Source organism: Drancourtella sp. An57, from assembly GCF_002161525.1.
Classification (GTDB): domain Bacteria; phylum Bacillota; class Clostridia; order Lachnospirales; family Lachnospiraceae; genus Sellimonas; species Sellimonas catena.
The window spans coordinates 176,452-201,500 of the sequence record NZ_NFHY01000003.1; the positions used below are offsets into that span (position 1 = coordinate 176,452).

The following is a 25,049-nucleotide window of genomic DNA, read 5'->3' on the forward strand; positions in this document are numbered from 1 at the left end:
TGAAGCTTTATTGTGCCAGTCTGTAGATTGCCTCCAGATAGATTTTCATCCACAGATCCAGTTTGTCCAGTTCCAGATATTCATTTTTCTGATGCATCAGATCCGGCTGTCCAGGAAGAATAGCCCCAAACGCTACACAGTTTTCCAGTGCTCTCGCATAGGAGCACGCTCCGTCCACCTGTGGTTCTGCGTCATAATCCTGTGTTATCTCCCGGTAAACATCCATCAGTGTGGTTACAAGGAAGCTGTCTTTTGGCACATAGATTGCTTCTGTAATCTGAGGATTTTCAAACCGGAACCGGCTTCCTTCCAGATTCTTTTCCAGCAGATCCTGCACTTCTTTACATTTGTATGTAACCGGAACCCGGTTATCAATGGACAGGATCAGTTTTCCATCAATGACTTCCACTTTCCCCACATTAAAGCTTAGAGCCCCTGAGATCTCGTCGGAAAGAGCGATTCCAAGACCTTTTCCCTGAAGGTCAAATCCAATATTCTTCATATACCACCGGGCAATCTCTGAAAGTTCCCCTTCCAGTCCCAGATCGGCAATCATGTACATCATCCCGCTGACCGCATTGATCCCTTTAGCCGGGCTGGCCGCATGGGCCGCAAATCCCCGGACAGACAGCCTCACACCCTGCTTTTCTGTCTCACAGCTGATTTTACAGCTGGTTGCTTCTTCCCACTTTGGCATCCGCTCCCGCACCGTTTCTTCCAAACCTGCCGGAAGGAGAGCCGATGCTGATTCCGCTACCGAGTTGTATGCATTGCCTCCGGAAAGTTCGATCTTTTCCTTCAGGTCTGTCACAAGCTGGTACTGGAACACCCCTTTTTCCGCATGATTCAAAGGGAACTCCGCATCCGGCGTGAATGAAATCTGCGGAGGAGTCATTTTCTTTACTCCAAAATAATAATCCATGCATTTCCAGTCTGTCTCTTCGTTCGCTCCTACAATCAGACGGATCTTTTTGCTCAAAGGAATCCCCATTTCCTTTAGAATTTTTACTGCATGGAGACATACCACCATTGGTCCTTTATTATCCAGCACACCTCTTCCATATAGTTTTCCATCTATAATCCGAGGCCGGAAGGGATCACAGATCCATCCTTCCCCGCACGGGACAACATCCACATGTCCCAGAATTCCGACTGTTTCTTCCCCGTTTCCATAATCCGCATGTCCTGCATAATTATCAAAATTTTCTGTCTGAAGACCTGCTGCCTCCGCCAGGCCGAGATAACATTGAAGTGCCTTTGCAGGACCTTCTCCAAACGGCATTCCCTCCGCCTGTTTACTTTCCACACTGTCTATGGAAACAAGCTTCATAATATCCCGGATCAGACTTTCTCTGTCATCTTTGATCTTTTTTTCAAAATCCATCTTGTCCTCCCTATTCCATCAGGGGACACTCTTGCTGTCCCCTGACTTGGTCATCCGCTACAGGAACAGCTGAATTACAAGCATTACCGCACTGAATCCTGCCATGATTCCCATCAGCGGCATAATAAATTTCAGCCATTTATCGTATGTTACATCTACCATGGCAAGAGAAGCCAGAATCAGTCCGGCCGGCGTAATAAAGGAAATCAGTCCGAGCCCGTATGCATAAGCAGAAACAATCGCCGCTCTGGATACACCCACCGTGTCCGCAAGCGGTGCCATAATCGGCACAGAAAGCACTGCCAGTCCCGATGAAGAGGAAATGAAAAATCCAAGCACGATAAATACAAGCATCATCAGGATAATAAACAGAACCGGATTTATTCCGCTGATTGCTCCGGAGAAGAATGCCAGAATTGTATCCGACACCATCCCATTTTCCAGAATGATATTAATTCCGCGGGCAACACCGACAACGAGTGCCACGCTCATCAGGTCGGCTGCTCCGCCGATGAACTGATCCATGAAGTTCTTTTCTCCGATTCCGGAGGTGAAGGCAAGAATGATCGCGCACGCCAGAAAGAGTGCGGTCATGCTGTCAAACCACCACTGCTTTGCAACCAGTCCCCATACAAGCACTCCAAAAGTAATTCCAAACACGGCCAGAGAAAGTTTCATGCGTCCTGTAAATTCCGGAACCTCCCCCTGATGCCCGAACTTTTTCATATGATATTCGTACTGATCATAGCAGATGGATTTTGTCGGATCCGCTTTTACCTTTTTCGCATAGCGCAGAATATAAACCAGTGTAATAATCACACCGATGATCAATGCCGCGAAACGGAATCCCATTCCGTCCGCCAGGCTGATTCCCGCCGCATTGGATGCGTTTCCTACTGAAAACGGATTAATCGTCGGGAACATGGTTCCGATCGATGATCCCATATAGATCGCTGCGATACACACGATGACATCATACCCCGCCGCCAAAAAGACGGGAACCAGAATCGGATACAGAGCGATCGTCTCCTCCGCAAGTCCGAACGTTGTTCCTCCTGCCGCAATAATAATCGTAATCAGGACAATCAGAATGTATTCCTTTCCCTTTGTAATCTTTGACAGAACCGCAATCGCCGAATTGAATGCTCCCATATAATTCAGGACACCGATACATCCACCAAGAACAAAGATAAAAAGAATGATATCAATCGAATCATATACCCCGCTGATTGGTGCCAGAAGAATTTCAAAAACTCCCTGCGGGTTTTGTTCTACTGTTTCATAAGTTCCCGGAATCGCAACCGGTTTGCTGATGGTTCCATCCAGAAATTTGTCCAGATTTCCGGTAACTCCCAGTTCATCCAGCGTCTCCTGGGTAGGATCCATTTCCGTGATTTCGCCCTCCGGGTTTGTAACTTCAAACATTTCCGTCTGTGCGTTATAAGCCAGCTTGGAATACAGACCCGCAGGCACAACCGCTGTCAGGATCGCCGCAAAAATCAAAACAATAAACAACACGGTTAATGCTGACGGGAACGACAGCTTTTTCTTTTTCTTTTCCATATCCTGTTTTCCTCTACTTTTCTGCAAATATTTTTACAAGTTCTACAATAATCTGTACCGCTTTTTCCATTCCTTCTACCGATACATGCTCCAGCGGTCCATGATATCCATGTCCTCCTGTTCCAAGATTCGGACAAGGAAGCCCTTTAAAAGAAAGCTTGCATCCATCCGTACCTCCCCTGATCGGGCAGATGACAGGCACGGCTCCTGCCAGCTCACATGCTTTTTTTGCATTTTCGATCAGATAAAAATGATCTTTTACAATACATTCCATGTTTTTATATTCATCTTTCAGTTCAAGGGAAACAGTTCCTTCACCCCAGATTTCATTCATGGATTTTTCAATATGCCGGAGTGTTTCCTTTCTTGCACGGAAACTTGTCTCATCATGGTCACGTACAATATACTCCATTACCGCATGGCTTTCATCTCCGTGAATGGTCAGAAGATGATAAAAGCCTTCATATCCTTCTGTATATCTCGGCGTTTCATATTTCGGGAGCATCTGATTGATTTCTGCTGCCAGAAGTACCGCATTGATCATCACGTTCTTGGCTGATCCCGGATGGACGCTTTTCCCTTCTACTGAAAATCTTGCTTCACAGGCATTGAAATTCTGGTACTGAATTTCTCCCTCGCCATCTCCATCCAGAGTATAAGCCACTTCGGCATCAAAGGCGTCAAAATCAAAGTATGCCGCCCCTGCTCCGCACTCCTCATCCGGAGTAAAGGCCACACTGATCTGTCCGTGCGGAATCTCCTCCTCAATGATGATTCGGAGCATCTCCATGATCTCAGCAATTCCGGCCTTGTCATCCACCCCAAGAATGGTATGTCCGTCTGAAGTAATCAGGGTTCTTCCCTTCCACTCTTTCAGGTGAGGAAAATCCTCTGTGCTGATTACCCGTCCGCATTCTTTCAGCTTTACGTCTTCCCCATCGTAATTCTCGATACGGACCGGGGTGATTTCTCCTTCACAGAATTCGGATACAGTATCCATATGGGCGATAAACCCGATTTTCTTCCTGTTTTCATATCCGCTCGTTGCCTTTAATGTACCATATACAAAGCAGTGGTCATCCACTTTTGCATCTTCGATTCCGAGCTCTTTCAGTTCCTCAACAAGAATCTTTGCAAGTTCAAACTGACATGTTGTTGTCGGTACACAGTCTGCATTTTCATCACACGGCGTCTTGACTGCAATGTACCTCATAAGCCTCTCTTCTACCTGCATCTTTTTTTCTCCTTCCGTTTTTATCTGGAACTATTTTATAAGCTGAACGTATTTCCTGCAAATCTTCTTCGTTTTCTTGACACGAAAATTTTTCTCGTGATATTATAGGCTCAGTCGAAAAAGCACAAAGATTCCTGCTTAATTTTTTCAGCACCAAGCTCTTTGTGCATTTTTCATAAAATAATCGATTATTATGAAAGGTTTTTGATATGGATGTCAATAAAATCATCGGACAAAATATAAAAAAATATCGTACCGCCTATAATATGACTTTAAAAGAGATGTCCGATAAACTCCATAAAAGCATCTCAACGATTTCCAAATATGAAAAAGGCGAGATTTCCCTGGATATGACAACGTTTCTTGAAACGGCAAAAATTCTCCGTATTTCACCGTCTGCCCTTCTTTCCGGCACCTCGGTTCCTTCTAATGAGCATTCTGAGACTGATCATAATGCCGAGGTTATATATATGTATACATACAGCGGTTCTGAAAAGGAGATTGTCCGCAGCCTTATTGAACAGTATCCTCCGGTTTCTCCTGATGATCCTTACCGCGTTCATCTTTATAATGATGTCCGCGATTTTAAAAATCCCGGAAGCTGCAGCGGCTTTTATACTGGAGACTACTCTGAAAACGGATTCCTCGGAACCTATATCCTTCACAACCAGATTTCTTCTACTGAGCATGTTATGATTTCCTGCGTAAAAAATCTGGTCAACTCGAACCAGCAGCTTGGACTTGTCTCCGGGCTTTCAAACTATACTATGCTCCCTGTTGTTTTTAAAACGGTTCTGTCCCGGAGCGAACTTACGGACAGAAAACATTTAATGGACCTTTTAACATTTTCCAGAGAAGACTTCCGGGAACTGAAGCAGTCACACTGTCTTGTGGTCCGTAATGTCAGATAAGGAGGAATTTGTCATGATACGATTAATCGCCAGCGACCTTGACGGTACGCTTTTGAAAAACGGAGCGCAGGCTCTATCTCCGGAAGTTTTTGAACTGCTTCCTGCCCTCAGGAAAAAAGGCATTCATTTTGTCGCTGCAAGCGGCCGCCAGTACGCCAATATCCGCCGTCTCTTTGCGCCGCTTCAGGATGAAATTTCCTATGTTGCGGAAAACGGTTCTCTTTGTATGCATGAGGGAAAAATGGTTGCTTCCGGCCAGATTGACCGGGATCTTGCCAACGAAATTATTCTGGCAGCACGCCGTCAGCCGGACTGCTCGCTTCTTTATTCCAGCCCGGAAAAGTGCTACGTTGAAAAAGGAAATGACCGTCTTTACGACCATATTAAAAATCATGTCCACTATGATGTGGAGCTTGCAGATGATCTGACACAGCTGGATGCTCTGTGCCTGAAAGTTGCAATCTGTAACTTTGACGGTGCAGACCGTTCGTTCGGATATTTCCGCGAAAAGTATCAGGATCGTATTAAAATTGTCACCTCCGGAAATATCTGGTTTGATTTTATTGCACCGAATGCAGATAAGGGAACCGGACTTGCGGCTATCGCCTCTGCTCTTGAAATCCGTCCGGAGGAATGTATGACGTTCGGCGATCAGTATAATGATATTGAGATGCTTGCATTCACTCCAAACAGCTATGCGATGGATACCTGTGCAAAAGGGGTGGAGCGCTACGCCGCACATCAGACTTCTTCGGTAGAAGAGGTCATCCGAACCCTTTTATAAACCTGTCTGCACAGTTACCGGAATTTGCAAAAAAGAGAGGAATATATTATGACGACTGTACCGCATCCATCCTCCGGGATGGATTTGAAGCTCATGTATCAGGACTGCACGCTCTGTCCCCGAATGTGCCATGCCGACCGGACCAGCAAGACCGGTTTCTGCAGATGTACCGATGAAATCACGGCAGCCAGAGCCGCCCTTCATTTCTGGGAAGAGCCATGTATCAGCGGATCCGGAGGAAGCGGAACTGTATTTTTCAGCGGCTGTACATTAAAATGCTGCTTTTGCCAGAATTATCAGATCAGTCAGGAGGGATTTGGGAAAAAGATTTCCACGGAAGAACTTGCCCGGATTTTTCTGGATCTTCAGGAACAGGGGGCAGAAAATATCAGTCTGGTCACTGCAGACCAGTACCTGCCGTCTGTCGTTTCTGCATTAGATCTGGTTAAAGGCCGGATCCGGGTTCCTGTTGTCTATAACTGCAGCGGCTATGAACGGTTGGAAAGCCTTCAGCTTCTCTCCGGTTATATTGATATTTTTCTTCCGGATCTGAAATACTATGATACAGGCATTGCGCAGAAATATTCCCGTGCAGGAGATTATTTTTTCTATGCATCCAGGGCCATTCCGGAAATGATCCGCCAGACCGGCATTCCCCGGTTTAACCAGCAGGGAGTTCTGGAGAAAGGCGTCATTGTGCGCCATATGGTTCTTCCGGGACAAAAAGCTGATTCGATCCGTCTTCTGCACTGGATGGCGGACCATCTGGAAAAGGGCAGCTTCCTTTTAAGCCTGATGAGCCAGTATACACCTTTTTACCACGCATCCGATTATCCGGAAATCAACCGGCGGATCACAACATACGAATACGAAAAGGTTCTGGACGAGGCCGTCCGCCTCGGACTGACTGATGGATATATGCAGGAAAAATCCAGCGCAAAGGAGGAGTACACTCCTGCTTTTAATCTGGAAGGAATAGAAAGGAGAATCTAAATGAAATATAAACATTCCGGAGACGAGTATACGCTCCATTTCAGCCACAACATACTGGCGTTTCTCTATGTTGTACTTGGAATTGTACTTTTGATCAAGCCAACCGAACTGACCCGTCTGTTCTGCATCTTTCTCGGCATTGCAGCTCTGCTTTACGGCGGAATCAGACTGTTCTCCTATCTGCGCAGAAAAGAATATGAATCCGCCTTTCAGATGGATCTGATTCTTGGCGTGATTCTGATTGTCGTCGGAGTCGTCTGCCTGGTACAGCCGCGGATTATTCTTTCCATTCTGCCATTTGTCCTTGGGATCATTATTCTGCTGGATGCCATCGGAATCCTTCAGCGGTCACTTCGACTGCGGAGACTTGACTATGACGGATGGTGGATTTCCCTGATTCTGGCACTGGTGCTGGCACTTTTCGGACTTATTCTGATTGCCAATCCGTTTGAGACGACGATTCTCTTTGTCCGTTTTCTCGGATTTACACTGCTGGCAGACGGATGCTTCGATCTGTGGGGAATTTATCTGTATCGAAAATATCTCTAATTTGAAATATTCTGAAACTTTAGAACGATTTGAAATTCGGGACAGTTTCTCATCACAATAGAAAAACAGAGGTGCGGACTTCTTCGTACGGGTATTACGTACAGAAAAGCTCCGGCACCTCTGTTTTCTATTTTTGATTTGCTGAGTTTATTGTTCTATTTTGCGGTTTATCCTACTGTGATCGTGTAGGATTTCTCAAAGATTCTGCCCGGTTCCAGCATATTTCCCCATTCTCTTTCTTCCAGCTTCTTACTGAAGTCCGCCCGGTCGCATCTTCCGTACCACGGTTCTATGCAGACAAACGGAGCCTTGCCGCCTTTCGGGGCCCAGATTCCAAAGAGCGGTGCGTCAAACTCAACTGTCACATAGGCATTTCCTTCCGGATCTACAAGAGCTACGTTGTGTGCCTGGTCGTTTTCAATAACCAGCGCGTCTCTTGAAAACAGGTCTTCTGCGATCTGCATTTCTCCATTTTCCAGCTGATATTCGGCCTTTTCCTCTGTCAGAAGGCTGCCCTCTCCGATGAGGCTGGAGACCACCGGACCTTCCGCGTCAAAACGCAGCCGGTAATCCGTCTGTTTTCCCTTCCCGGAAATCGGGCAGACAAACGCCGGATGGCCGCCGATGGAAAAATACATTGTCTTCTCATTTGTATTTTCCACTTTCCACATCACTTTCACACTTCTGCCTTCCAGTCTGTAACCAATGGACAGGCAGAAATCAAACGGATACTTTTCCTTTGTTTCCGGCGTTTCATGCAGCTCAAACCAGATTTCATTTTCCGCTTCTTCCGTCACAGTAAAATCCATATCCCTGGCAAAGCCATGCTGCGACATCGAATACGTCTTTCCCTCATAGATACTCTCCTTATCCCGGTAGTTTCCAACCAGAGGGAAAAGCACCGGGGACGTCCGTTTCCAGAAAGCCGGATCCGCATCCCACAGATACTCCTGTCCGGTCTGATTGTCCTTTAAAGACCTCATCTCCGCTCCATGAGAAGCGATTTCCAGTGTCAGTTCTTCATTTTTCAAACAAAACATAGACTGTTCCTCCTTTTACCGGTCACGACAGACCTGAAAAATATAAAACTTCAGGCTGATGCCCTGCATCCCCCGTCTAGCAAGGCATTTCCATATACTGTGCCCCTTAATACACCACTACTACACCACTTTTCCTATCAACGCCATCTCTTCCTTTAAGGTATGCTCTTCCACATGACAATACAGATCCATTGTCATCTGCAGGGAATTATGCCCCAGAATCTTCTGTAATGTTTTGGGACGCATGCCTTTTTCAATAGCTTTCGTAGCGAACGTGTGCCGTAAACCATGCGGGGTGAAGGGTTCAAAATTCAGATCCGGATACTTTCTGTTTATTTTTTTAATCAGATAACGAAGAGCTCCTCTGATATTTGCCTCATTGATAGGATTGTTTGTCTTGCTGCAAAACACAAGGTTTTCCATTCCGATGCGGGGATTATGGCGAACGGCAATACGCTCTTTTCGCAATTTCATTTCCTGAAAAACATCCCGGACTTCTACTGTCATCGGAATCATTCTCTTCCCGGCTTTTGTTTTCGGCTGATGAAATTCATATATAGCTTTCCCGTCTTCCGGCAGATAACACAGTGTTTTATCTACCAGTATTGTGCCATTTTCCATATCAATACAATCCCAGGTTAGTCCGAGGATTTCTCCCATACGCATTCCGGTTCCCAGAGCGACCACAAAAAACGGATACAGCTGCCCGCCTTTAGACTCTTCCAGGATAATATTTATTTCCGCATCGCTGAGAATTCGCTTTTCTTCTTTATATTCATTTTCGATAATCGGATTTATGCCGACTGCAATATTTTTATGTAGAAGATCCGCTTCCACAGCCCTGTTGAGCATATCTACAAGAAGCGCTTTGCAATCGCACCGCATGGCGTCTGTAGCCAGCTGATTAAATGCATCCTGAAGTATGATCAGATTTAATCTGGTCAGCTTTCTCCAGCCCAGGCTCTCACGAAGGCGGTTGTATTGGATTGCATAGGTCCTTTTTGTTGTATCTCTGCAATGTTTCTTACATGTTGTGATCCATTTTTCATACCATTCATCCAGGGTCATACCGGTCGAAATTACGTTGAGCTGTTTATCATCGTTGAACTGCTCTTCCCGCAACTTCTTTGTGATTTCTGTCACTGTAGAGGCGTACAGCGTCTGGCGCTTTCCGAATCTGTTCGTAAATCTGGCCTGATATATTCCATCCTTCCTTTGTGTGATTCCTTTTCCAAGTTCTTTCCCGTTCAATGATTTTCCCATAAATATTTCCTTTCTTCACATTGAACAGGAACCTGTTTACCCATACTTTACTATACCACAGGTTCCTGTTTATTTGTTTAAATCCGCGATATTTATGCCGTATTTTTTTCAAGCCATCTGTCCAGTTCTTTTTTATTAGCATACCATCTGTTCCCGATCTGAACGCCAAAGCCATTATTCCCTCTTACCAGTTCCCTGGCTTTCGTCTGCCCGATTCCAAGATAAAGACAAATTTCCTTAATATTCAATAATTGCTTTTCTATTTTTCTTTCCCTTACTGGGATATTGGTCATAAATATATCTCCTTCCCTCCTGAAAAATACCTGACAGGAAGAAGCCGTCTTAATACATTATACTTTCAGACACTTCCCAGGCAGTCTTCAGGCAATTTACAAACTTCAATTTTGCTTTATTTTTCAGGGTTTAGGCAGTTCAGGCGGTTTATTTTCACTCTTTAGAGAAAAATAAATTATAAAATAAAAAGTAATTCCTTTTTACCCACCTGGAATGCCTGAAACGCCTGGATTATTTTTCACTACTCTGTACGGATTGCCACATGGATCCCACGGAACCCGCGTACTGTCTTCCCGTTGTTCCCGGGAAGATTCTTATCATAAGTCAGCCCCAGCGGCTGTGCATTCTCATTCAGATACTTCTTAAAGGTATTCTCTGCCCTGGGTCTTTCCAGATTATCTTCGCACCACTTGCGATAGGCAAAATAGAGCTGTCTGGAGCTGGCATAGGTTCCTTCTGCCCTTCTCACGTATCCGGAAGAATTCAGAAACGAAATGATGTTATTCTCATTTTCCATTAGATCCTTCAGGTTCTTCTTTGCCCGGTCGCTGATGCTGAATTCAAATCCGTTCCGAATCAGCCTGTGAAGCCCTTCCAGACACCACAGCGCGATTCCTTCTGCCTCCCGGATCAGTTTGTCCCCCAGATACCGGTCGTCCTTCCGGTCAGCAGGACGCTCTTTCGTCGTCAGGAGAATTTGTCTGCGGTAGAATCCATAGGACTGATCATGGAGGGATTTCAGTGAACCATTACCAAAGCAGATAATGCGCACATACAAAATCCCCTGTACACTCTGTTTCCCTTTTCTTTCCAGATCAATCTTATCCTCCATCGTGACGATGCTTTTAATATTGTTTGTGGAAGGCAGGGCTTCTGTCCTCATATCATCATCCATGAACAGAAGTTTTCCTTCCTGGTCGGCACGGTTAAACCGGTCATTCTCTAGTTTTTGAATGCTCCCTGTATTCATGTTGTCTCCTAGAATAGCCCGCAGCACCCGTCCGATCCGGCTTTTCCCTTCACCGCCTTTTCCAATCATAAGAAGCATTTTCTGACCGCGGTTGCTGGGGATCATCACATAACCCATGAATTCCTGAAGTACCGGAATATCCTCTTTTTCCAACAGGTCATCCAGAAAAGCCAGCCATTTCTCCGGCGCCGGAGCGCCCGGATTATATCTGACAGGGAGCCGGTTCATTGTCCATTCTTTTTCTTCTGAAAAATATCCTGCCAGATGATACGTCCCGTTGTGGAAATGAATCCTGTCTTCCCTGATTGGCGGCCTTTCACACTGACACATTAATTTCAGCGTGTTTAGGATACGCTCTACAGTTTTGGCAACATTGGTTTTCTGATAAGGCCGGATCTCATCTAAAATTTCTTTTCGGGCGGTTTCATCTTCAATCTCACCATCCAGATCATAAAGCCTGCCGTGAATACATTTCCGTTCTTTCTTCCGGAGCAGATATTCACAGAGAGCAATCTCATCAATCTTATTTCCATCGAACCAGTCCGCAAATTCGGATGACTCCGCAGTGTCCGTTTTACCTAGAAGTGTTTTCAGAGCTTCCAGCTGTTCCGGTTTCAGGCTTTTGAAGTCTTCCTGCATACCCCGTAATCTCCTTTCCGGCGGACAACAGCAGTTCCACCCGTTTTTCCAGCGGTGAATACAACAGGACATCCATCAGATACTCAACTCTGGTCAGCCTGTCCAGAGCTTCACAGAATCTGGAAACCCATTCTTCATCCGGTCTCTTTGGTGCATAAAGTTCTTTCCAAAACTGAAGCTGCTCCCGATACTGCCCGAGAATAGAAAAACAGATCCGTTCCAGTTTCCCGTAATTCCGCTCCAGTGATGCTGTTGTCACAATCCTTTTGCATTTTCCTCTGTCCGGCGGACGCTGTACCTCATACCGGACTCCGAAATCCTTTGCCAATTTCTCGGCAGCTTGCCGGACAGATAATCCAAAATATGCAGCTGTAAAATCAATCACATCTCCGTCCGCCTGGCAACCAAAACAATGAAACCTCTGATCCAGTTTCATACTGGGATGTCTGTCTCTGTGGAACGGACAGCATGCCATTCCATTTTTCGTCACCTTGATCCCGTAATATTCAGCTGCCTGCCTTGCCGTTACAGTGTTTTTGACTGCTTCAAATACGTTCATTTCATATCCCTTCCTTTCATTTATCGACAGTCTCTGAAAGGAAAAAAATATTTTTCCCTTCACTTAACCCAACGGGGAGGGGGAATTTTACAAGGTGAACTCAAATTTCTTAATTATTTTTTTACGATACAGGAATCAAATATGATCCTCGCTTTTGTCACCCAAATATTTTTCCCTTCACTTATAAGGGAAGAGGATGGGCGTTTTACAAACGAAAAGAATAATTTTTTAAAAATCTATATAGAATTGCAGGAGTAAATTTACGCATATTAAAAGCCGGGCAGTTTCGTGCCGCCCGGCTCATATAGAATATTACTTTCAACATATTTTAACTATTCCAGCATATTTTTGAGAAGATTTTCAAACCGTTCTTCTTTAAAACATAATTCATTTCCTCAAACCGAAAGTTGAGAACTAAAACTCATACCTTGTTCCATGCGAGAGTAACAGCCCGTCTGTTAATTCTATGCATAAAATTATTGTATTCTCATCATCAAAATTATTATGTCCATTGTCAATCCACTCAGAAAATACATTTTTCAATTTCTCGGCAATTTGATAATTTTCCTCTTTCCCAAAATATCCCAAATTGATACTCTTTCCATGTGCTGTAAACCATTCCCCGGCTATTGCAACAGCAGGGTTGTTTTTTATATGCTTCATTTTATTTGAAAGTGCATATGTAATAATATAAAACGCGCCATTCTCATAATAGGCATTTACATAACGCACAAAAGGCACCGCATTTTCTATTGTTGCCAATGCAATAATGGTATCTTTTCCAAAACGTTCCCTCATTATTTTTTCAGCATCTTCACTCAATTTTTTCACAAGACCATCTCCTTTTCTTATTTATTCAGTTTCATAAACTGGACTTTACAGGTTTCTCATATCATCTAACTGTTTTGCTCTTTGATATGCACAAACTAAAAATTCCTGAATAGATAAATCTTCATAATCCCAATTCATAGGTTCCAGAGTTGTCGCACCTTGATAGCCTGTGAGCGTTATTTTCCTCATGACTTCTTGTCAATCAATATTACCATCAAAAGGAAGCTGATGCTGATTATGCTTTCCTCCATTATCCTGCAAATGTAACGCCATTAAACGTTTACCATACTTGTTCAGCAAATCAATATCAGATGCATGGTTTTGATGATGACAACTGTCATAACAGTAGCCTACAAATTTTGACTGAAAAGTATTCAACACACGATCCAGATTATTTATATTTGCTAAATTTTCAAAGGCAATTTGAATCTCTTCATTTTCTGCCTTATGAATAATATTCTGCAATCTATTTAACCCCAGTTCGTTAACCGGATATTGATCATCGGGTAGATGAATCACCATTGTAGGGATATGAAAGTCGACGCAATCTTCTACACACTGGAGATATGTTTGGTAGACGCTTTCTCCATTCAAATCATCTGATGATAAATGATTCTGTTCATGGACTGGTGTGTGCATATTCTCTATTTCCAATCCAGCATTTTGGGCAAGGCGAACGTCCTCCTGATATCCCGTCCCCCTTCCGAACTTGTCGCTCCACCATAACATCACGCAATCAAATCCAGCCCATTTTATTAATTTGTATCTATCTTCAAAAGACACATCAAAACTACCACCATAACCGAAACAATCATAGATTCCTACCATAGTCAGTCCCCTTTATAAATCCGAATTCGTTAATTTGATTATACTTTATTTTTTCATAAATCACTATAATTTTCAAACTGTTCTGATACTTGGATACATCTTTTTATTTTTTCTCAAGCATTCCCCGAATTTTTTCTGCCTTTAGTTATATTAAATGAGAGAGCTTGCAGTTTTATAAGGGCAAGATCCACCCCGGTAATACAAAAACAGATTTTCTGTCTTTTGTATGATCCGTGGTCGGCATCTTGTTGGGGATTACGATTTCCCCAAGCCCTCGTTGATCAGCTACACTTATAACTGATAGCGTCCGCAATAACTTACCCCGGTAACTATATTCAGAAACGACACCGAAATGCTACAAAATCATCAGTTAAAGCAATCGGCAGAATAATCCTAAGCTGACTATACCCGCCGTCAAAAAAGCTCATGTAAACCTACGAAAATTTCAAAAAATGATACCGAAACATGACCCAAATTCCTGCCCTGTCAAGAAACCGACCATCCAAAGAGCGCAAGTGAAACTGATTTGATATTCCTATTTTTTTGCTTTCCTCATCCGACATATTACCCATGCATTTACATGGTTTATTACAATAAGTCCACCGATCAAAATCATCACTTCCCATATCGGCCAGCTGAACACAAAATAGGAAAGCCTCTGTTCCATATAATATCGAACCGGAATCAGCACAGCCATCCCCATAGTCAGTAACAGACCGGCAGTGAACAGACAGTAATAACTACCTTCAGCTATGATCAGTTTTCTTTTCTGTCTTTCTGTCATACCTACACTCTCCATCACAGACAGTTCCCTTTTCCTTGTAAGAAAACCTGTGACCATGATATTGAAATAATTTGTAAAACCTGCCAGCAGAAGAACAACACTTATACTGCCAAGAATCATCCTGTTCCCTTGAATATACGATGCCGCTTCGCTCATGAGATCCGATTTACTGATACAGAAGATTCCGGCTTCTCCGCTTCCCCTGTCATAAGAAGTCTCTGTCATCAAGCTCCGGCGCTGATTCTCTTCTGAAATAATCTTCTGGATTTCAGCATTTACCGCTGATTCTTTTTCCCGGTCAATCTCCAGCTCCATGTACAATGTTTTCTTTTCTGTAGGTATTTTTTCAAACCCCTGTTCGCTAATCAGAAAGTACAGATTTCCTTCTGAACCATGCCAGGTCTGGCGAATATCAGGGAAATCATCCGCCTGGTTATCCAGATAGCCGCACAGGCTGAATTCTTCAGACTGTCTTGTCTGAAAATTACCTTCTTCCCCTTGTTCCATTCGTTCTGTATCGGTCATACTGCTCCACCAGATCTGGTCTGCTCTTGACCGCAAGGTTTCAAAATATACAGGCTCTCCCACGCTTTCCTGCGCAAACTGTTCCTGTCCCTTAGACAACGCATGATCGTGAAGAATCAACACTCCAGTACCACTTGCAAAGGACTCCATATCAACCGCAAGATCTTTGTCATTCACGTATTTTGTAAGTAATTCGATTTCATCGTCCCCGAGGATCTGAACCACGTCTTCAGACCATCCTTCGAGCATTTCCTGATCTTCCTTGTCACCGGCAGAAGATTCGTTCAGAGGTTTAATTCCCTTTCTCGAAATAACCGTATCGAGATAAGCGCCTTCCATAATATACGATTCTTCCAGATTCAAACCATCGATACCCATCAATTTTTTTCTGACATCCGAAGATATCGGTGAAAATTCATCATATTCATTATCATACAACAGAGCAAAGAAACTCCCTTCGGTCAGCATAGGGTCCTGGCCGGCGTCCCGGGTCTGATATTCTTCCCCGTATCCCCTCTCTCGCCCCCATGCACTGAATTGCCCTGCGATCAGAAAATCCGGCCGTTTTTCAATTACATGTTCATAATCGCTTCCGGACGTGATCACAACTGCCCAGATAAACGTTTCCAATCCAAGAAAAAGGGAAAGTACCGTCATGATAAACCGTTTCCTGTAACCGGCAATATTTCTTCCAGCCAGATAACGGATTTCCCCGGCTGGACTGCGTTTCTTTTTTCCGAAAACAGAATTCCTTTTCTGTTGATACCGGGATCCCGGCCGTTTCCCGGCCGATACTTCTGTGTAGCGGATACTTTCCGCGCAGGACATTTTCACTGTTCTCCTGATTACTCCGGCCGACGCAGCCAGAACAATTCCGTCTGTAAAGAAAATCGCCAGTAATAAAATTACCGGATGAAAAATGCGGAGTCCCTCCCCGCCGCCAATCTTCCGAAGATACTCACTGCTCAGGACCGTCGGGATAATTCTTGCCAGCAAAACCGCCGATAATGCAGCGCCGGTCGCTGTCCCGGGGACAAGAATCTGCAAAATCTGATGGGAATAAATTTTTGAAACCTGCTTCTGTGTTGCTCCGATCGTGTTTAAAAGCCCCAGCTGCCGAATGTCTCCCGCCATGGAAATCTGCAGTACATTGTGGCACAGAAAAAAGATGCCGCACAGAACGATCACTGTCCCAAGAACTGCTATTTCATAACCGCCCATAATACCTTCTACAGCCTGATGTACCGCAGTGTCGCTTACAGTAATCTTCTGTTCCTGATTTCTCATCTGCAGATCTTCATATAAACGCGTTTCTGTCTCCTGCCATCCCAGGCGGTCTGACTGGCGGAAAATCAGATCCGCCTCTTCCTTTGACCGAATTCCCCAGTCGGCCAGTTTCTTCTCCGAAATGTACCCCGGCGCATTCTCAATACCATGATCGGCAAACCATCCGCTCAGGATAAAGGTTTCATCTGAAGTTTGAAATAATCCATAAGAAACCGTAAGTTGTATTTCCATCCCTTTCTGTGGATTCCTTATTCCAAAAGCTACCAGAACCTTTTCTGAAAGCATAATCTCCTGTTCCTTTTCAGGATAACTTCCATAGATTTTTGTATAAGCCGGACAGATCAGCTTTTCCCAGGCATCTGTATCCACCCATTTTATTGTACAGACCGACTTTTCTGTATTCTCCTGAACAGTATCTGTTTTTGCTGGCTCTGCCGGTCCTACCGTCATGCATCTTCCTGCCTGCTCTATATAACTCAAGGATTTTAAACGGGTATACTGGGATGTACTTCCTTTTTCCACTGTCCCGGATGCCGCCGTGCCGGCTGTCCGGATTGTGCGCATCTCCTCCGCACGGATCTTTCCGCGGGTGATGCCAAATACCATGGTCAGCGTAACGACAGATAGAACTACAGCCAGAAAAAGAATCCTGTTTCTTCCTTTGGTCGATCCGGCGTACCGGACAGAGAGCATACGAATCACATTCCGGTTATCATTCGGGGTATAATTTTTTCTTTCCATAAGCTACCCCTCCTGTGTGAACTTCCCGCAGTTCTCACAGATCCGTCCATCTGACATCCGGAGGATCCGGTCTGCCATCTGGGCCACCGCCTCCTGATGCGTCACAACGATCATGGTCTGATGGAATCTGGAAGCGCAGGATTTCAGAAGTCCCGTCACTTCCATGCCGGTAACAGAATCCAGATTTCCCGTAGGTTCATCCGCCAACAGAACCGCCGGTTTCGTAAGAAGCGCCCTTGCGATTGCCGTTCTCTGCTGCTGGCCTCCGGAGAGAGTGCCTGGCAGCCGGTCTAATTTATCCGAAAGACCCAAAAGACCAGTAATCTCTTCAAAAAAACCTTCATCCACGCCCTGACCGTCCAGCCTGAGGGGAAGTACAATATTTTCATAAACACTGAGAGACGGAATCAGATTATACTGCTGAAAAACAAATCCAATATTCCGTCTCCGAAAGACTGTGCGCTCCTCCCGGTCCATATCCTTCAGACTGCTGCCCCGGATCCAGACTCCCCCGGAATCGGGTACATCCAAACCACCCAGCATATTCAGAAGTGTTGTCTTTCCGCTGCCCGAGGTTCCGACCACCGCAAGGAATTCGCCGTCCTCAGCCGTCAGCGAGACTCCATCCAAAGCATGAACTTCATAAGTATCTGTAACATAATATTTTTTCAGATTTACTGCATTTATCATATCCATATCAAATCTCCTGTTTTTGTTTTTTCAGTATATACAGTAAATCTTACAAATTACTGACAAAATCCATGATTAATCTTATAAAGGAAGATTTACTTCCATGATCAGTCCAAAATCCGCCCTCTTTGCCGTCAGAAATCCTCCGTGCAAATGGATGATCTCTCTTGCAAGGTAAAGCCCAATCCCAAATCCTTCCTGGATGGTAACACGCCGTCCCCGATAAAATCTACGAAAAATCAGATTTTCTTCCCCCTCTTCAATTCCAATTCCGTGATCCCGGACCTGTAACTTAAAATACAGTTCATTCTGCGCCAATATAACTTCGACAATCCCCCGCTGTCCACTGTATTTCACCGCATTGTCCAGAATATTATAGATCGCTTCACCCAACCAGTTAGGGTCGTGGCTGCAGACTGCCCGTTCCGGCATGTCAATGTGAAATTGAATTTCTTTTTCCTCCGCCCTGTTCTGGATCTGGCCAAAGGTGTTCTGGATCGTCCTGCACAGATCACATTCATTTTTACGGATCTGAATGACATGGTGTTCCAAGCGGGCCATCTTCACGAAACTGTCTACCAGAAAATGCAATTTCTTTTCACTTTCTTCCAGGGAAGATATGTACTGCCCGCTGATCTGTTCCATCTCTTTCTCCCCCGTCAGCACATCCTCGACTGCATTCCCCAAAAGACAGGTATAACTTTCAATATTTGCCAACGGCGTCCTCATCTGGTGGGCAACCTCGGAGATCAGTTTCTGGATTTCATCCCGGCTCTTTTCCGCTTCTTTTCTCCTACCCTCTAACATCTCCTGAATGCGTACCAGCTGATTTTCGATCCTGGATAGCATAAGTTCATCACCCGGAGAAGACACAAAAAGTTTTCTGCCTGCCAGAATATCCTCCGTCATAGACGCTGCTTTTTTCAGTTCCTCCATGCGCAGTTTCTTCTGGCGGATATATACGGCACATCCGCCCATGATGATTCCGATCAAAAAAGAAAGCAATGTTGTCAAATACATTTTTTTATTCCCCCATGCGGTAACCTAGACCAAAAACATTCTTTATATGCGACCGATCGCCGCCCAGCTTTTTCTTCAGCCGGCTGATCGTGACACTTACAGTATTCTCTTCTATAAACGCTCCGTCAAGTCCCCAGATCCTGTCCAGAATATTTTCCTTTGTCAATACCTGTCCCTGATTTTCCATAAAGAGAGTCAGCAGATGATATTCTTTTGCTGTCAGGATAATTTCTTCGTTTCCTGAAAACACTTTCTTTTTTTCCGGATATAAAGTAATGTCGCCGCAGGTAAGCATGCTGCCCTCTTTATGCCTCTTAAGAACCGCTTCTATTCGTTTCAGAAGCACCCTCATAGAAAATGGTTTTACGACATAATCATCCGCTCCGCTTTCAAAGGCCTCGATCATATCCTTTTCTTCGTCTCTAGCCGTCAGAAAAATCGCCGGAATTCTTCTCTCAGAAGTCAGTTCACGATATAAACTGATTCCATTCCCATCCGGAAGTCCAATATCTATTACAAACAAGTCCATGTCTTCAACAGATATATCCAATGCTTCTTTTTTGCAATGAACAGAAACAGTGGAATATCCATTATCTGTCAAATACTGATTCAATGCCTGATTCAGAAGGCGGTCATCTTCTATAATTCCAATCATCATACTTATAAACCTCTTATTTTATCTGCCAGTCAATCTGATTATACTTCTCTGCCCGTTAAATGACCACTCATTTTTCTTCTCACATATTTCCAAAAAGCTGAAAAATACCCTGTCAGGCATCCTGTGCTTCAAAGACCTGTCAGGGTATTTCTATATGTTCTTTTACGATGAATTATCAGGTTTCAGGTTCCTGTCAATGTACTACACCATTTTCATTTTTACATTCTGGCACTACACCATTTACTACACCATTTTTCTAAAAAATTGCACCATCCGACAACAGGTTACGATATTTTTTCTCCATTGCCACATTACCTTAAATCCTTATAAATCAAGGATTTCCGGATGCCTCTGCACCCTATTTCTCATCGCATACCTGGAAGATGTAAAACTTCAAATAATACGATTCATCCGCCGCCCACAGGATCGGATGATCCGGAGACTGCGTCCTGAATTCCACCTGACGAAGCCTTACATGCACATTTTTCGCAGCCTGAGCGATTGTCTTCGTAAACAGCTCATAGTCCATGAAATGAGAACAGGAACAGGTTGCAAGAAAACCACCGTCTTTTACCAGCTTCATGCCACGCAGGTTGATTTCCCGGTAGCCTTTCACCGCATTTTTAATCGAACTTCTGGACTTCGTAAACGCCGGCGGATCCAGAATCACAACATCATACTTTTCTCCCTGCTTCTCCAGCTCCGGAAGCAGTTCAAACACGTCCCGGCTGATAAATTTCACCCGGTCAGAAAGCCCGTTCAGATCCGCATTCTCCCTGGCCTGATTTACCGCCAGATCCGACGCATCCACACCAAGCACACTCTCCGCGCCCGCAATTCCCGCATTCAGTGCAAACGATCCGGTATGTGTAAAACAATCCAGCACCTTTGCATTCTTGCAGAGCTTCTGAATCGCCAGACGATTATACTTCTGATCCAGGAAAAATCCGGTCTTCTGGCCATCCTTCACATCCACAATATAACGGACACCATTCTCCACGATCTCAACATTCGTATCAAATTCCTCTCCGAGGAATCCTTTCACCTTTTTCAGTCCTTCCTTCTCTCTCTCCTTCGCGTCACTGCGCTCATACACACCGCGGATCCTGATACCATCCTCCAAAAGAATCTCCCGGAGCAGCTCAATCAACAGTTCCTTATATCGGTCAATTCCCAGAGCAAGCGCCTGAAACACCAGCACATCCGAGAACTTATCAATCACCATGCCCGGAAGAAAATCCGCCTCGCCAAACACAATCCGGCAGCTCGATGTATCCACCGTTTTTTTCCTGTACTCCCATGCATCTTTCAGGCGCATACAGAAAAACTCCTCATCAATCTCCTGATCAATATTCCTCGTCAGCATCCGCACACGAATCTTTGAATGCCGGTTAATAAATCCCCTGCCCATCGGATACCCGTCAAAATCATGGACAAGCACGATATCCCCATCATCAAACTCACCCAATACACTATCGATCTCATTATCAAAAATCCAGGCACCACCGGACTTCAACATCCGGCCCTCCCCCTTTTTCAACGTCACAACAGCAAAACTCATATCTCAATCTCCCATCTTTCACTTTCAATTCTCCCTTATCATATCACATCCCCCTGATCCCGTCTCCCATTTCCATATATTCCGAATCTTCTGAAAATTCACCATCGGGGACAGGTCAAAATCCATTAAAAACCACCCCAATCCCAGAAAACACAACACTTTCAAAAACATTCTACAATTTCGCCAACGGGGACGTGTTCCGATGCATCGGAACACGTCCCCGTTAATGAAAAATTATATAATTTCTACTACTTCGTAGCCTGCTTTTTTGACGGCGTTCCGGATGTCGTCGTCTGAGATCTGGCGGTCGTAGGATACGATGGCCTGTGATTTTTTGAAGCTTACTTTGGCGGCTGCGCCGTCGATTCTGTTGATGGATCTGGTCACGTTTTCTGCGCAGTGTTCGCAGTGCATGCCGGAGATTTTTACTGTTTTTTCTCCGATTTTTGGATGCTGCAGTTTCTTTTCTTCGGTTTTGATCAGTCCTTTGCTTCCTCCTCCGCAGCAGGCTCCTTCGCCTTTGAAGTGTTTAATAGTTCCTTTGACTGCGAAAATGATGATAACTAATACGATGAGTAAGATAATGATGTCTACCATATTTTTACTCCTTTATTTCTTCTTTTACATTTTGGGAAAAAATCTCCGTAATAACTTTAAATATCCGTACTGAATATCTGTAATCTGCTGTCTGTTCTATCGGTTTTCCGTTTTTTTCTGATCCAGAGAACCAGCTGGTAAATTCCCATCGCAATGAGATAGATGAGAATGAATGCGCCGATGGCATAGAGCATGGAGTTTGTATCGCCCATTTTTCTACCTTCTTTCCTGAACAATCGGGCTGTTTTCATTCGGCTGTTTATTTCTTTTTCTGATAGAGGGAAGCGCTGCAGCCCGCGCAGGAACCGGAGCAGCCGCTGCATCCTGCGCAGCCTCCTTTCCCGCTCTTTTTATCCTGATGTTTTCTGTAAATAATGTATCCGCAATATCCAAGTACCAGTGCAAGGATAATGATATCGGCAATACCTGCTATCATGGTTTTGTTCCCTCCTTCTATTCATATGTGTTTGTATGTTCTTTCTGAATTGTTTAATAATAATTTCTTGAAATGTTCATGAAAGCCGGCCATGGTAAATCATAGCCAGCTTTCTTTATTATACCTCTTATCTTGCTGCCTGAACAGAAGTTTTGGTATAGACTTTCTGGTTTTTGTACGGATCCGGTCTGAACAGTAAAACCAGGAAAATGATTGCTACGATAAATCCGGCTGCTGTTCCGATTCCGAATGCTCCACCCATTACAAAGCTTCCGATCTGGTATACGCTTAAGCATACAAGGTATGCGAATATATTCTGGAATGCGATTGCAAACCAGAACCATTTTCTGGACTGCATCTGCTGCGCCATTGTGGCAATCGCTGCAAGGCACGGAGAGTCAAGCAGGTTGAACAGCAGGAAAGAGAATGCCGCGATGGTTGTCGGGAACCATGCTGCCACGCCCTGTGCAACGTTAACTGCATCTTCGGTATCCCCTGCTACGTTCGCAAGAACACCCATCGTGGATACGATCGCTTCTTTTGCTGTGAATCCGGACAGGGATGCTGCCACCGGCTGCCATTCCCCAAAGCCGAGTGGTGCAAAAAGCGGAGCGATCACGCCGCCGATTACCGCAAGGAGACTGTTGTTGCTGTCCTCTACCATTCCGAATCCTCCGTCTGCAAATCCGAATCCTCCGAGGAACCACATCACTACACATGCGAGGAAGAGAATCGTTCCGGCTTTAATAATGAAGCCTTTCAGTCTTTCCCATACATGCATCAGTACTGTCTTTGCAGACGGAATGTGGTACTGTGGAAGCTCCATTACGAACGGAGCCGGCTTTCCGGAAAATGGTTTTGTCTTCTTTAAAATGATTGCGGATACAAGTACCGCCAGAATTCCGATGAAGTACATCAGCGGAGCAACAAATCCGCCTGCCACATAGCTTCCTGTCGCATAGCTTGCCATAACCCCTCCCATAAGGGCAATAACCGGAAGTTTTGCTCCGCATGGGATGAAGGTTGCTGTCATAATAGTAAGTCGTCTGTCATTATCCTGCTCGATAGTCTTGGAGGCCATGATTCCCGGGATACCGCATCCTGAAGAGATCAGAAGAGGAATAAAGCTCTTTCCCGAAAGCCCGAAGTGACGGAAAATACGGTCCATAACGAACGCGATACGAACCATGTATCCGCAGTCCTCAAGGAGAGACAGGAACAGGAAGAGAATTGCCATCTGCGGTACAAATCCGAGTACCGCGCCGACACCGCCGATAATGCCGTCTACAACAAGCCCTGTCACAAGATCCCCTGCGCCGATCGCGCCAAGCCCGGATGAAACCGCATCCTGAATTGCCACTACAAAAACGTCATTCGTCCAGTCTGTTACAATCGTACCGATTGTCGTAACGGAAATGTAGTACACAACCGCCATAACTATAAGGAAAATCGGAATACCGAGAATACGGTTTGTCACAATCCGGTCGATCTTGTCAGAGACGGTAAGCTGTCCTTTTGCCTTTTTCACAGTAGATGCTACAAGCTTCTGTATGTAATTATAGCGTCCATCGGTAATGATACTTTCCATATCATCATCGTGTACTTTTTCCAGTTCTTTTGCCTCTGTCTCTGCCTGATTTAATACTGCATGTGGAAACTTCTTGCTTTCTTTGACTTTGCTGTCGCGCTCCAGAAGTTTCACCGCGTACCATCTTTTCTTGTTTTCACTGATAGAATCCGGCAGCATTCCCTGCACGTCAGAAACCGCTTTTTCAATATCTTCTTCAAAGATTTCTCCCGGAAGCTTGTGTTCGGACTTTTTCGCAACTTTCACGGCTTCGTCAATCACTTCATTCAATCCTGTGCCTTTTAAGGCGGATGTTTCAATAATCGGGCAGCCAATCAGCATGCTCAGTCTTTTTACGTCGATTTTAATATTGTTCTTTGCCAGAAGATCGCTCATGTTTAACGCGATTACAACCGGAATTCCTGTCTCGATGAGCTGTGTTGTCAGATACAGGTTTCTCTCAATGTTTGTCGCGTCTACCAGATCAATAATGACATCCGGATCTTCATTCAGAAGATAATCACGGCTGACAACTTCCTCCAGTGTATATGGTGAAAGAGAATAGATTCCAGGAAGGTCTGTTACGATCACTTCCTCCTTCCCTTTTCTGCTCTTCACCTTTCCTTCTTTTTTCTCAACGGTAACGCCAGGCCAGTTCCCAACGTATTGATTCGCTCCCGTCAAGGCATTGAACATCGTCGTCTTACCACAGTTCGGGTTTCCGGCGAGCGCAATTTTTACTGCCATAAATCCTACCTCCTAAAGTTAGTTTATGTTAACTCATGTTTAAAAAAATATTGTTAGTTTTACTTAACCTGTACACACTCTGCATCATTTTTTCTTACAGAGAGTTCGTATCCCCTCACGGTAATTTCTACCGGGTCTCCAAGAGGCGCTACTTTTCTGATATAAATTTCGCTCCCTTTTGTAATTCCCATATCCATGATCCGGCGCTTATATGCCCCGTCTCCTTCAATTCTGGTTACTACTACTGTTGAACCAACTTCAGCGTCTTTTAATGTCATATTTCTTCTCCTTCCTATAGGTTAAAAACAGCCGGTGTTTTCCGTCAGACTATACCATTATGCGTTTGGCCATATCTTCATTGATCGCGACTCTGGAATCCTTGATATTTACAATCAGGTTCCCGTTCAATTTGGAAATCACACTGACTTCCGCGTTTTCAACAAATCCGAGTCCCGCAAGAAAGCGTTTTGTTTCCTCAGCTCCGCCCACGCGTTTAATCCAGGCCTTATCACCCTGCTGTAAAAAAATCAATGGCTGCATAGAATCCCCTCCGCTTATTAGAATCTTTTTCCTTCCGGAAAATGGTTAGCATTT

General features: G+C 44.6%; 25 protein-coding genes. 4 read left to right on the top strand and 21 right to left on the bottom strand.

From position 1 onward, the window contains the following. Positions 1–7: 7 nt before the first annotated feature. From pepV to pepT, 3 genes are read right to left on the bottom strand one after another with little or no spacing between them, the layout of a single operon-like run. Positions 8–1,384 (bottom strand): dipeptidase PepV, encoded by a 1,377-nt coding sequence (gene pepV / locus B5G11_RS03765; RefSeq protein ID WP_087252226.1) that lies wholly within the window; start codon positions 1,382–1,384, stop codon positions 8–10. Between the two features lie 57 nt (positions 1,385–1,441). Then, the gene (locus B5G11_RS03770; RefSeq protein ID WP_087252227.1) at positions 1,442–2,947 is read right to left on the bottom strand and encodes a YfcC family protein; all 1,506 of its coding nucleotides are present in this window, start codon (positions 2,945–2,947) and stop codon (positions 1,442–1,444) included. A 13-nt stretch (positions 2,948–2,960) separates the two neighbouring features. After that, positions 2,961–4,181: a peptidase T gene (gene pepT, locus B5G11_RS03775; protein WP_087166818.1), complete on the bottom strand. Its 1,221-nt coding sequence runs from the start codon at positions 4,179–4,181 to the stop codon at positions 2,961–2,963. Between the two features lie 209 nt (positions 4,182–4,390). On the opposite strand from pepT, the gene B5G11_RS03780 reads away from it, so the two are divergent. From B5G11_RS03780 to B5G11_RS03795, 4 genes are read left to right on the top strand one after another with little or no spacing between them, the layout of a single operon-like run. Next, positions 4,391–5,092: a helix-turn-helix transcriptional regulator gene (locus B5G11_RS03780; protein WP_087252228.1), complete on the top strand. Its 702-nt coding sequence runs from the start codon at positions 4,391–4,393 to the stop codon at positions 5,090–5,092. Between the two features lie 13 nt (positions 5,093–5,105). Beyond that, positions 5,106–5,876 carry an HAD family hydrolase gene (locus B5G11_RS03785; RefSeq protein WP_087252229.1) on the top strand — a complete coding sequence of 257 codons (771 nt, stop codon included), beginning with the start codon at positions 5,106–5,108 and terminating at the stop codon, positions 5,874–5,876. A 48-nt stretch (positions 5,877–5,924) separates the two neighbouring features. Beyond that, positions 5,925–6,869: a radical SAM protein gene (locus B5G11_RS03790; protein WP_242958907.1), complete on the top strand. Its 945-nt coding sequence runs from the start codon at positions 5,925–5,927 to the stop codon at positions 6,867–6,869. Then, positions 6,870–7,418 (top strand): DUF308 domain-containing protein, encoded by a 549-nt coding sequence (locus B5G11_RS03795; protein ID WP_087166815.1) that lies wholly within the window; start codon positions 6,870–6,872, stop codon positions 7,416–7,418. A 167-nt stretch (positions 7,419–7,585) separates the two neighbouring features. Here B5G11_RS03795 and B5G11_RS03800 read toward each other — a convergent pair whose 3' ends face one another. The 18 genes from B5G11_RS03800 to B5G11_RS03880 form a co-directional block, all read right to left on the bottom strand. Next, positions 7,586–8,458 (bottom strand): aldose 1-epimerase family protein, encoded by an 873-nt coding sequence (locus B5G11_RS03800; RefSeq protein WP_087252230.1) that lies wholly within the window; start codon positions 8,456–8,458, stop codon positions 7,586–7,588. Positions 8,459–8,578: 120 nt separating this feature from the next. Next, the gene (locus B5G11_RS03805) at positions 8,579–9,721 is read right to left on the bottom strand and encodes a tyrosine-type recombinase/integrase (RefSeq protein ID WP_087200728.1); all 1,143 of its coding nucleotides are present in this window, start codon (positions 9,719–9,721) and stop codon (positions 8,579–8,581) included. A 92-nt stretch (positions 9,722–9,813) separates the two neighbouring features. Beyond that, positions 9,814–10,014 carry a helix-turn-helix domain-containing protein gene (locus B5G11_RS03810; protein ID WP_144018242.1) on the bottom strand — a complete coding sequence of 67 codons (201 nt, stop codon included), beginning with the start codon at positions 10,012–10,014 and terminating at the stop codon, positions 9,814–9,816. 242 nt (positions 10,015–10,256) lie between these two features. After that, positions 10,257–11,624, bottom strand: coding sequence for a phage/plasmid primase, P4 family (locus B5G11_RS03815; RefSeq protein WP_087252231.1), 1,368 nt, complete (start codon positions 11,622–11,624; stop codon positions 10,257–10,259). After that, positions 11,560–12,183 carry a CHC2 zinc finger domain-containing protein gene (locus B5G11_RS03820; RefSeq protein WP_087200723.1) on the bottom strand — a complete coding sequence of 208 codons (624 nt, stop codon included), beginning with the start codon at positions 12,181–12,183 and terminating at the stop codon, positions 11,560–11,562. Before B5G11_RS03820 ends, B5G11_RS03815 begins: the two co-directional genes overlap by 65 nt. A gap of 414 nt (positions 12,184–12,597) precedes the next feature. Beyond that, the gene (locus B5G11_RS03825; RefSeq protein WP_087200721.1) at positions 12,598–13,014 is read right to left on the bottom strand and encodes a pyridoxamine 5'-phosphate oxidase family protein; all 417 of its coding nucleotides are present in this window, start codon (positions 13,012–13,014) and stop codon (positions 12,598–12,600) included. Between the two features lie 198 nt (positions 13,015–13,212). Further along, positions 13,213–13,842, bottom strand: a complete 630-nt coding sequence (locus tag B5G11_RS03830) for a TIM barrel protein (protein WP_242958909.1) — start codon at positions 13,840–13,842, stop codon at positions 13,213–13,215. Positions 13,843–14,377: 535 nt separating this feature from the next. Beyond that, a complete protein-coding gene (locus tag B5G11_RS03835; protein WP_087252232.1) occupies positions 14,378–17,179 on the bottom strand; it encodes an ABC transporter permease in 2,802 nt (933 codons plus the stop codon). 3 nt (positions 17,180–17,182) lie between these two features. Continuing rightward, positions 17,183–17,875: an ABC transporter ATP-binding protein gene (locus tag B5G11_RS03840; protein WP_087200717.1), complete on the bottom strand. Its 693-nt coding sequence runs from the start codon at positions 17,873–17,875 to the stop codon at positions 17,183–17,185. 75 nt (positions 17,876–17,950) lie between these two features. Then, a complete protein-coding gene (locus tag B5G11_RS03845) occupies positions 17,951–18,889 on the bottom strand; it encodes a HAMP domain-containing sensor histidine kinase (protein WP_087200715.1) in 939 nt (312 codons plus the stop codon). 4 nt (positions 18,890–18,893) lie between these two features. After that, positions 18,894–19,547, bottom strand: a complete 654-nt coding sequence (locus B5G11_RS03850; protein WP_087200714.1) for a response regulator transcription factor — start codon at positions 19,545–19,547, stop codon at positions 18,894–18,896. Positions 19,548–19,905: 358 nt separating this feature from the next. After that, positions 19,906–21,108 carry a class I SAM-dependent rRNA methyltransferase gene (locus tag B5G11_RS03855; RefSeq protein WP_087252233.1) on the bottom strand — a complete coding sequence of 401 codons (1,203 nt, stop codon included), beginning with the start codon at positions 21,106–21,108 and terminating at the stop codon, positions 19,906–19,908. A gap of 234 nt (positions 21,109–21,342) precedes the next feature. Beyond that, positions 21,343–21,705 carry a heavy-metal-associated domain-containing protein gene (locus B5G11_RS03860; protein ID WP_087166805.1) on the bottom strand — a complete coding sequence of 121 codons (363 nt, stop codon included), beginning with the start codon at positions 21,703–21,705 and terminating at the stop codon, positions 21,343–21,345. A 56-nt stretch (positions 21,706–21,761) separates the two neighbouring features. Further along, a complete protein-coding gene (locus tag B5G11_RS16495; protein ID WP_204229565.1) occupies positions 21,762–21,917 on the bottom strand; it encodes a hypothetical protein in 156 nt (51 codons plus the stop codon). Positions 21,918–21,964: 47 nt separating this feature from the next. Next, on the bottom strand, positions 21,965–22,141 hold the full coding sequence (locus B5G11_RS03865; RefSeq protein WP_087166804.1) for a FeoB-associated Cys-rich membrane protein: 177 nt from the start codon (positions 22,139–22,141) through the stop codon (positions 21,965–21,967). A gap of 127 nt (positions 22,142–22,268) precedes the next feature. Then, positions 22,269–24,455 (bottom strand): ferrous iron transport protein B, encoded by a 2,187-nt coding sequence (gene feoB, locus B5G11_RS03870; RefSeq protein WP_087252234.1) that lies wholly within the window; start codon positions 24,453–24,455, stop codon positions 22,269–22,271. Between the two features lie 59 nt (positions 24,456–24,514). Beyond that, positions 24,515–24,733: a ferrous iron transport protein A gene (locus tag B5G11_RS03875; protein WP_087252235.1), complete on the bottom strand. Its 219-nt coding sequence runs from the start codon at positions 24,731–24,733 to the stop codon at positions 24,515–24,517. A 49-nt stretch (positions 24,734–24,782) separates the two neighbouring features. After that, positions 24,783–24,995, bottom strand: a complete 213-nt coding sequence (locus B5G11_RS03880; protein ID WP_087166801.1) for a FeoA family protein — start codon at positions 24,993–24,995, stop codon at positions 24,783–24,785. Positions 24,996–25,049: the final 54 nt, after the last annotated feature.

What these genes read in the sequence shown, in the direction of transcription:
- B5G11_RS16495 (WP_204229565.1), bottom strand. Translation starts at nt 21,917, where the DNA reads ATGGGCGATACAAACTCCATGCTCTATGCCATCGGCGCATTCATTCTC.
- B5G11_RS03840 (WP_087200717.1), bottom strand. Translation starts at nt 17,875, where the DNA reads ATGGATATGATAAATGCAGTAAATCTGAAAAAATATTATGTTACAGAT.
- B5G11_RS03800 (WP_087252230.1), bottom strand. Translation starts at nt 8,458, where the DNA reads ATGTTTTGTTTGAAAAATGAAGAACTGACACTGGAAATCGCTTCTCAT.
- B5G11_RS03880 (WP_087166801.1), bottom strand. Translation starts at nt 24,995, where the DNA reads ATGCAGCCATTGATTTTTTTACAGCAGGGTGATAAGGCCTGGATTAAA.
- B5G11_RS03820 (WP_087200723.1), bottom strand. Translation starts at nt 12,183, where the DNA reads ATGAACGTATTTGAAGCAGTCAAAAACACTGTAACGGCAAGGCAGGCA.
- pepT (WP_087166818.1), bottom strand. Translation starts at nt 4,181, where the DNA reads ATGCAGGTAGAAGAGAGGCTTATGAGGTACATTGCAGTCAAGACGCCG.
- B5G11_RS03805 (WP_087200728.1), bottom strand. Translation starts at nt 9,721, where the DNA reads ATGGGAAAATCATTGAACGGGAAAGAACTTGGAAAAGGAATCACACAA.
- feoB (WP_087252234.1), bottom strand. Translation starts at nt 24,455, where the DNA reads ATGGCAGTAAAAATTGCGCTCGCCGGAAACCCGAACTGTGGTAAGACG.
- B5G11_RS03835 (WP_087252232.1), bottom strand. Translation starts at nt 17,179, where the DNA reads ATGGAAAGAAAAAATTATACCCCGAATGATAACCGGAATGTGATTCGT.
- B5G11_RS03830 (WP_242958909.1), bottom strand. Translation starts at nt 13,842, where the DNA reads ATGGTAGGAATCTATGATTGTTTCGGTTATGGTGGTAGTTTTGATGTG.
- B5G11_RS03855 (WP_087252233.1), bottom strand. Translation starts at nt 21,108, where the DNA reads ATGAGTTTTGCTGTTGTGACGTTGAAAAAGGGGGAGGGCCGGATGTTG.
- B5G11_RS03875 (WP_087252235.1), bottom strand. Translation starts at nt 24,733, where the DNA reads ATGACATTAAAAGACGCTGAAGTTGGTTCAACAGTAGTAGTAACCAGA.
- B5G11_RS03860 (WP_087166805.1), bottom strand. Translation starts at nt 21,705, where the DNA reads ATGGTAGACATCATTATCTTACTCATCGTATTAGTTATCATCATTTTC.
- B5G11_RS03845 (WP_087200715.1), bottom strand. Translation starts at nt 18,889, where the DNA reads ATGTATTTGACAACATTGCTTTCTTTTTTGATCGGAATCATCATGGGC.
- B5G11_RS03790 (WP_242958907.1), top strand. Translation starts at nt 5,925, where the DNA reads ATGACGACTGTACCGCATCCATCCTCCGGGATGGATTTGAAGCTCATG.
- B5G11_RS03865 (WP_087166804.1), bottom strand. Translation starts at nt 22,141, where the DNA reads ATGATAGCAGGTATTGCCGATATCATTATCCTTGCACTGGTACTTGGA.
- B5G11_RS03815 (WP_087252231.1), bottom strand. Translation starts at nt 11,624, where the DNA reads ATGCAGGAAGACTTCAAAAGCCTGAAACCGGAACAGCTGGAAGCTCTG.
- B5G11_RS03780 (WP_087252228.1), top strand. Translation starts at nt 4,391, where the DNA reads ATGGATGTCAATAAAATCATCGGACAAAATATAAAAAAATATCGTACC.
- B5G11_RS03810 (WP_144018242.1), bottom strand. Translation starts at nt 10,014, where the DNA reads ATGACCAATATCCCAGTAAGGGAAAGAAAAATAGAAAAGCAATTATTG.
- B5G11_RS03785 (WP_087252229.1), top strand. Translation starts at nt 5,106, where the DNA reads ATGATACGATTAATCGCCAGCGACCTTGACGGTACGCTTTTGAAAAAC.
- B5G11_RS03770 (WP_087252227.1), bottom strand. Translation starts at nt 2,947, where the DNA reads ATGGAAAAGAAAAAGAAAAAGCTGTCGTTCCCGTCAGCATTAACCGTG.
- B5G11_RS03795 (WP_087166815.1), top strand. Translation starts at nt 6,870, where the DNA reads ATGAAATATAAACATTCCGGAGACGAGTATACGCTCCATTTCAGCCAC.
- B5G11_RS03850 (WP_087200714.1), bottom strand. Translation starts at nt 19,547, where the DNA reads ATGATGATTGGAATTATAGAAGATGACCGCCTTCTGAATCAGGCATTG.
- pepV (WP_087252226.1), bottom strand. Translation starts at nt 1,384, where the DNA reads ATGGATTTTGAAAAAAAGATCAAAGATGACAGAGAAAGTCTGATCCGG.